General features: G+C 65.6%; 7 protein-coding genes. 3 read left to right on the plus strand and 4 right to left on the minus strand.

Annotation, left to right across the window (positions count from 1 at the left end; genetic code table 11):
* The 3 genes from VZ95_RS12610 to VZ95_RS12620 form a co-directional block, all read right to left on the minus strand.
* Positions 1-271, minus strand: a 271-nt coding sequence (locus tag VZ95_RS12610; RefSeq protein WP_045776160.1) for a prepilin peptidase, incomplete at its 3' end; no start/stop codon positions are given.
* A complete protein-coding gene (locus tag VZ95_RS12615; RefSeq protein WP_198148275.1) occupies positions 268-1,980 on the minus strand; it encodes a secretin N-terminal domain-containing protein in 1,713 nt (570 codons plus the stop codon). The genes VZ95_RS12615 and VZ95_RS12610, both read right to left, overlap by 4 nt.
* A complete protein-coding gene (locus tag VZ95_RS12620) occupies positions 1,881-2,486 on the minus strand; it encodes a hypothetical protein (RefSeq protein ID WP_156995275.1) in 606 nt (201 codons plus the stop codon). The genes VZ95_RS12615 and VZ95_RS12620 overlap by 100 nt, the downstream gene beginning before the upstream one ends.
* A gap of 208 nt (positions 2,487-2,694) precedes the next feature.
* Here VZ95_RS12620 and VZ95_RS12625 point away from each other — a divergent pair, with 208 nt between their 5' ends.
* Both VZ95_RS12625 and cysQ read left to right on the plus strand, forming a co-directional pair.
* The gene (locus tag VZ95_RS12625) at positions 2,695-5,031 is read left to right on the plus strand and encodes a xanthine dehydrogenase family protein molybdopterin-binding subunit (protein WP_045776163.1); all 2,337 of its coding nucleotides are present in this window, start codon (positions 2,695-2,697) and stop codon (positions 5,029-5,031) included.
* Positions 5,028-5,801: a 3'(2'),5'-bisphosphate nucleotidase CysQ gene (gene cysQ, locus VZ95_RS12630; protein WP_045776164.1), complete on the plus strand. Its 774-nt coding sequence runs from the start codon at positions 5,028-5,030 to the stop codon at positions 5,799-5,801. The genes VZ95_RS12625 and cysQ overlap by 4 nt, the downstream gene beginning before the upstream one ends.
* Here the strand turns inward: cysQ and parA are convergent.
* On the minus strand, positions 5,783-6,415 hold the full coding sequence (gene parA, locus VZ95_RS12635; RefSeq protein WP_045776165.1) for a ParA family partition ATPase: 633 nt from the start codon (positions 6,413-6,415) through the stop codon (positions 5,783-5,785). The two genes, cysQ and parA, sit on opposite strands and share 19 nt — an antisense overlap.
* 85 nt (positions 6,416-6,500) lie before the next feature.
* On the opposite strand from parA, the gene VZ95_RS12640 reads away from it, so the two are divergent.
* Positions 6,501-6,890, plus strand: a 390-nt coding sequence (locus VZ95_RS12640; protein ID WP_456297700.1) for an L-threonylcarbamoyladenylate synthase, incomplete at its 3' end; no start/stop codon positions are given.

A 6,890-nucleotide genomic window follows, 5' to 3' on the forward strand; every position in this document is an offset into this window, starting at 1 on the left:
CGAGGGCCAAACCGATGAGATGGCTCTCTAACCGATCCGGCGATACCCAGGCCGTGAGCGCAAGCCCAGCAAGGGCAAGCGGGATCGTTAAGATTTCCGGCAAGATCATCCGGCGCGCATCGATCAACGCCAGCGCCGCGAGCCACAGCGCCAGTAGACTATCGACCGCCACGCCCCAGCCGAAAATCCAATCACCCCGGCTCAATAGCGCGGAAATCCCCGCCCCCGCGAGCGTCAACCCCGCCAGAGCGAGTCTATCGCCGCCCGTCACGGCGTCGGCGAGGGCGGCAGCGGTGCATCGCGCAGTAAACGCAACCGGCTGCGCAGATCATTTTGCAGCGCGCGGGCGTCGTCGGGCCGGTCCAGAATCGTCGGCACCAGCATCACTACTAATTCCGTGCGGCTGCTGGTGGTATTATTGGTGCGGAAGGCATTTCCCACAAAGGGAATATCTTGCAGCAGCGGAATGCCGGAACGCTGAGTGGTGCCATCGTCGCGAATGAGCCCGCCGACGAACAAGGGTTGCCCCGAGCGAATGGTGACGCTGCTGGTCAATAGCCGCCGGGAGAAAATCGGCGAATCGACCGAGGACACTTTATTCGGCGCGACCTGCGAGACTTCTTGGCGGAACTGGAGCGTCAGTTGATCGTCCGCGCCGATGCTGGGGATGACCTCCAGGATGATGCCGGTGTTGCGATATTCGACCGAGTTAATCACCCGGTCCGAACTTTGATCGACGACAACGGTTTCCGAGCGGGTGATGACCGGCACCTGATCGCCGACCTGGATCAGCGCCCGCTCCAGATTATTCACCATCAGGTTCGGCGTCGCCAGCACCGACAGGCGCGAGGCCCCGGACAGCGCGTCAATCACGGCGCGCACTTCGCCGGTGCTATTACGCAGAATATAGGAAAAGCCGGTCTGCGGCGCGGCGAGCCCCAGGGTGCCGAGGTCCAACCCTGCCGTGCCGCGATAGCCATCGCCCAACCGGTTACGCAGGAACCATTCGACGCCGTAGCGCAACTCGTCACTCAGCGTGACTTCCGCCACCATCGCTTCGATCATCACTTGGCGCGGTTGAACGTCGAGTTTTTCCAGCGTCGGCAATAGCCGGTCGTAATCGAAGGGCGTCGCCAGAATGGCCAGCGTATTAGCGGCGCGGTCGGCAACGATCCGCACGCGCCCGCCATAGGCCACCACTGGCGCGGACCGTTGGGCGGGTGTCTCGGTCAAGACCGAGGCCGTGGAGCCACTCGTCTCAGAACTTTGGGTCGTGGTCGGAACCGTCGCCGCTTGGGTTTGCGTCGTAGAACTGGTGGGGGCTGAGGAGGCGGAAGCGCCGCCGGTCGGCCCCGTGATCGAGGTGCTGGATTGCAGTTCGGCAGATTGGAAGCGCGGTGCGATGGCCCCTGCCTCGGTCGGGCCGCCCTCCCGGCGCTGGTCCAGAAGATCGCGCAGCAGGCGGGCCATATCCTCGGCGCGGCCATGACGCACGCGGTACACATAGGGGCGCGGCTCGCCGCTGGCGGGCTGATCCAGCCGTTCGATCCAGGCGCGGGCTTCGCGCAACTGGTCGGGGCTTTGGGCGACGGCGATCACCGCCCCCAGCCGATCAATCGGCACGAAACGCAGACTGGTGCCGCTCTGGCCCTGGGGGGTTCGGAACGTCGCCTCCAGGTCGCGCACCAGATCGGCGGGTTTGCTGTGCCGCGCTTCGACCATGACGAAGGAGGTGGCGGCGAGCCACTCCACGTCGAAAATATCCACTGTGCGCGCCAACCGCTCCACGGCCTCGGGCGAGCCTTCGACGATCACGGCATTGCGCGCCGAATCGACCCCCAACACCGCCCCGCCATCGGCAAAACCCGCCAGCGTTTGCATCAATCCATCCGCCGACACATAGCGCAGCGGAATAACGCGAACGGTCGCCCCGCCCGGCTCCGCCTGCCCGACGACAGCCCCGCCCATCCGCGCGGGCACGGGCGCGGGGAACGACCTGAAAACGCGCCATCGCTCCACACCAAGGCCCCGCCCTGCTGGGCGATCAAACCGCCGAGCAGTTGCACCACCCGCCCGCGCGGAACGGTGGAGGAAACGCTGATCCGCCCCTGCACGTCCGGCGCGACCGAATAGGGGAAGCCGAGCGTATCGCCAAGCACGACGGCGACCACGTCCTTAATCTCGGCATTCTCGAACGACAGGGCGATTTCGCCCGTTGGCGTTTGCACCGCAGGCGCGCCGCCCCGGGCACCGCTGCCGCCCAGGCGTTGCCGCGCCGGTATGGTTTCGACTTGGCGCGGCGGTTCGACCGTGGCGGATGCGGGGATTGGGAGGCTCGGGGCTTCGGCCGGTGCGGGCGGGGCTAACCACCGCTCCAGCCCCGCGAAAATTCCCGGCGTCGGCGCGGTCTTTTTATCGGCGCAAGCGCCAAGAACGAGAGGAAACGCCAGAAGGAAAATCGCCGGACGGCGGGGGAGCGAAAGCATGCGCAGAAACACAGACGTAAAAGGCCGGCGCAGACACTCCGCCCCAGCGGATCGCTCGTCTTAGCAAGATTAGATGACAGTTTAGAGACGCGTCGCCGGGCGCGCACCGCGCCTGCCGAATCGCCTCTAGTCACGCCGCGCCGCGCCGCCTATCTTGATGACGCTGTTAATCTATCTATATGTCAGAGAAATATCGAGGAGACGGGGCATGGGTCAGTTCGGCATGGGGCAGCCGGTTCGGCGGGTGGAAGATGCGCGGTTTTTAACCGGCGCGGGCCGCTATACCGATGATATTTCTCTGCCCAACCAAGCCTATGCCTTGGTGCTACGCTCGCCCTATGCCCATGCCACGATCCGCAGCATCGATGCGAGCGACGCGCTGGCGATTCCCGGCGCGCTGGCGGTTCTGACGAGCGCGGATGTCAAAGCGGCGGGTCTGAAGCCGCTTATGACGCCGATCAAGCTGAAAAATCGCGACGGGTCGGACATGGTGATGCTGCCGCGCCTGCTGCTGGCGGAAGGCAAAGTGCGCCATGTCGGCGATGGGGTGGCGCTCATTGTCGCCGAAAACCTCGATGCGGCGCGCGATATGCTGGATGCGGTGGTTGTTGAGTACGAGGATCACCCCGCCATTGTCGATACCGCCGGTGCCGTCGCCCCCGATGCCGCGCAGGTTTATGCGGAAGCGCCGGGGAATATCTGCTTCGATTGGGGCTCGGGCCAGCCGGACGCGGTAGAAGCCGCCTTCGCCAAGGCCGATAAAATCGCCCGCCTGCGCCTGATTAATAACCGGCTGATTTCGCACGCGATGGAGCCGCGCAACGCCATCGGCGATGTCGATGCCGAGGGGCGGTTGACGCTCTATACCAGCAGCCAGGGCGTGCATGATCTACAAGAGGTTTTTGCTGAAGAAGTGTTCGGGATTGGGCGGGATCGCTTGCGCGTCGTCACCCCCGATGTCGGCGGCGGGTTCGGCACCAAGATTTTCCCCTATCCCGAACAGGCGCTGGTGCTGCTGGCGGCACAAACGCTGAAGCGCCCGGTGAAATGGACCGGCGAACGCTCCGATTCCTCGCAAGCCGACGCCCACGGTCGCGATAATGTGACCGAAGCCGCGCTCGCCCTGGATGCGGAGGGGAAATTCCTCGCGCTGTCGGTCGATACTATCGCCAACCTCGGCGGCTATATCTCCCCCTATGGGCCGTTTATCCCGACGCTGGCGGGCACGATGATGCTGACCGGCGTTTATGCCATTCCCGCCGCCTCGGTGCGCGTGCGCGGCGTCTTCACCCATACCGCCCCGGTCGACGCCTATCGCGGCGCGGGCCGCCCGGAAGCCGCCTATGTGATCGAACGGATGGTCGAAGAAGCCGCGCGCATCACCGGCCTCTCATCCGCCGAAATCCGCCGCCGCAATTTCATTCCCGCGGCATCCATGCCATTCAAAACCGCGCTGGGGCAGACCTATGACAGCGGCGATTTCAATCAGACGCTCACCGAAGCCTTAACGCTCGCCGATGTCGCCGGGTTCGAAGCGCGGCTGGCGGAAGCGAAAGCGCGCGGCAAACTGCGCGGGCTCGGCCTGTCCTCCTATATCGAAGCCTGCGCGGGTGGCAGCCCCGAGGACGCGCGGCTGGAGATGGACGCGGCAGGTAAGGTAACGCTCTTCATCGGCACCCAATCGAACGGCCAGGGCCACGCCACCGCCTACGGGCAGTTGGCCGCCGACGGGCTAGGCATCGACATTGCCGATATTCACATGATCCAGGGTGATACCGACCGGGTCCGCACCGGCGGCGGCACGGGCGGGTCCCGCTCGGTGCCGGTCGGCGGCGTTGCGGTGACGAAGGCGGTCGATGCCCTGATCGAAAAAGGTAAGCGCATCGCCGCCCATCTGCTCGAAGCCGCCCCGGCGGACGTGGAGTTTGCCGATGGCAGCTTCACCATCGTCGGGACAGATCGCCGGGTTGGGCTGACGGAAGTCGCGGCGCAGGCGAAAGCGGGCAAGGTGCCGGACGGCGAAACGCCGGAACTCGACGGCGACGGGCGCTGGAAGCCGCCTGCCGCCACCTATCCGAACGGCACCCATGTGGTCGAATTGGAAATCGATCCCGATACCGGCGGGGTGACGCTGGACCGCTATGTGGTTGTCGATGATTTCGGCGCAGTGGTGAACCCGCTGATGCTGGCGGGCCAGGTTCACGGCGGTATCGCCCAGGGCGCGGGGCAGGCTTTGATTGAAGAAGCCGCCTATGATCCCGAGTCGGGCCAGCTTATCACCGGCTCCTTCATGGATTACGGCATGCCGCGCGCCGATTTGCTGCCGCAGATCGAGTTTCACCTGAAGAATGTTCCCTGCACCACCAACCCGCTCGGCATTAAGGGCGCGGGGGAAGCCGGGGCGATTGGGGCACCGCCTGCGGTTATCAATGGGCTGCTGAACGCGCTCAGCCCGCTCGGCATCACCCATATCGATATGCCCGCGACGCCCCATAAACTCTGGCAGGCAATCCAAGCCGCCCAAGTGCAGGCCGCCGCCGAATGATTGATTTGGAAACGGTGCGCGGGCTCATCCCCGGCCTGGAGCGGATTGTGACCGAGGCAGGGGCCGCGATCCTGCCGCTTTATGCCAATGGCTGCACGATGACGCGCAAGGGCGACGGCTCCCCTGTAACCGAGGCCGATCACGCGGCGGAAGCCGTGCTGCTGGCGGGGCTCGAAGCCCTGGCGCCGCATATCCCCATCGTCTCGGAAGAGCAAGTGGCGGCGGGTTTCTGCCCCGATTGTTCGGGCGGGCTGTGGTGGTGCGTCGATCCGCTCGACGGCACTAAGGAGTTCGTCAACCACACTGGCGAGTTTGCCGTCTCGGTCGGGCTGATTTCCGGCCTGTATCCGGTCCTAGGCGCGCTGCGCGTGCCCGTGCAGGGCATTACCTATTCCGGCGGCCTCGGCCTCGGCGCGTGGAAGCAGATCGGCGACGAGCGTCAGCCGATCCAGATGCGTGCCGCCCCCGCCGAGGGGCTCGTCGCCATGATCTCCCGCTCCCACCGCGACGGGGCTGCTGCCGATGTTGCGCTGGCCGAACATGGGGTGACGAAACAGGTAAGCTGCGGCAGCGCTTGGAAATTCGGCCTACTCGCCGAGGGCGCGGCGGATATCATGATCCGCTATGGCCGTACCTGCGAGTGGGACACGGCGGGCGGACAAGCGATCATCGAAGGCGCGGGCGGCCGCGTGACGGATCTCACCGGCGCGCGCCTCGCGTATGGCAAGCCGGAGTTCGGCAATAGCGCGTTTCAGGTTTTGGCGGGGTAGACCGACCCCGCCAAGGCCGCAATCTCCTGCGCCGCCACACCAGAGGGCTCGAACTCCGAAATCCCCAATCCCGCTGCGAGCGAGGCCGCCAGCGCGGTACGATTACCGATGCGAAAGGCCGACAGCGGCAGGCCTTGGCGCTGGGCTTCGTCGGCCACCTCCTGCGCGGCCTTTCCGCGTGGCGGCACCCGGTTGAGCACCAGATGGGCCGGGCGCTTTTCCTCGGCGGCGAGATCGAGCGTGGCTTTCGTCGCCCACAGATCGAGCACGCTCGGTTGCAGCGGGATGAGCACCTGATGGGCGGCACGCACCGCGATTCGCGCTTCGGTGGCCGCGTGCGGGGGGCTATCGATCAACACAATGTCATAGGTTTTGGCGAGGCGTTCCACCTCCCCCGCCGTGCGCCAGCCGGTGACGGGCAGCACGAAGGGCGCGGCCCGGCCTTGCTTCTCGCTGCGCAGCTTCGCCCATTGCGTCACCGAGCCCTGCGGGTCGATATCAGCGACAGCGACGCTAAGCCCCTGGCCGCTCCAGAAGGTCGCGAGATGGACGATGAGGGTGGTTTTCCCCGCGCCGCCCTTTTGCTGAGCAATGGTGATAATTTTAGCCGTCATACGAATATGATCCGCTCTATAATGCGGGCTGGCAAGGGCTGCGTGCGGTGCAACCGCGCAAGCCACGAAAAAACCGCTCATTCGCTTGACCCACGGGGGCGGGAGCGGCACGGTTGCCGCCATGCCCATTCTGTCCGCCACCGCTGCCACCATCGCCGAAGCCGCACGCCACCTCCGCGCCGGGGGGCTCGTCGCCTTTCCGACCGAAACCGTCTACGGGTTGGGGGCCGACGCCACGCAAGATAAGGCGGTGGCCGCGATTTATGAGCTGAAAAGCCGCCCGAGCTTCAACCCGCTCATCGCCCATGTGGCCGATTTGGAAACGGCGGAACGCTATGCGATTTTCGACACCCGTGCCCGCTACCTCGCCCGCCGCCTGTGGCCCGGCGCGCTAACGCTAGTGCTGCCGCGCAATCCCGCCGCGCCGATTTCCGATCTGGTCACGGCGGGCCTGCCAACGTTGGCGATCCGGGTG

Source organism: Elstera litoralis (assembly GCF_000963705.1).
Taxonomy (GTDB): domain Bacteria; phylum Pseudomonadota; class Alphaproteobacteria; order Elsterales; family Elsteraceae; genus Elstera; species Elstera litoralis.

Coding starts and splice junctions, on each gene's coding strand:
- parA (WP_045776165.1), bottom strand. CDS start 6,415: ATGACGGCTAAAATTATCACCATTGCTCAGCAAAAGGGCGGCGCGGGG.
- VZ95_RS12625 (WP_045776163.1), top strand. CDS start 2,695: ATGGGTCAGTTCGGCATGGGGCAGCCGGTTCGGCGGGTGGAAGATGCG.
- cysQ (WP_045776164.1), top strand. CDS start 5,028: ATGATTGATTTGGAAACGGTGCGCGGGCTCATCCCCGGCCTGGAGCGG.
- VZ95_RS12620 (WP_156995275.1), bottom strand. CDS start 2,486: ATGCTTTCGCTCCCCCGCCGTCCGGCGATTTTCCTTCTGGCGTTTCCT.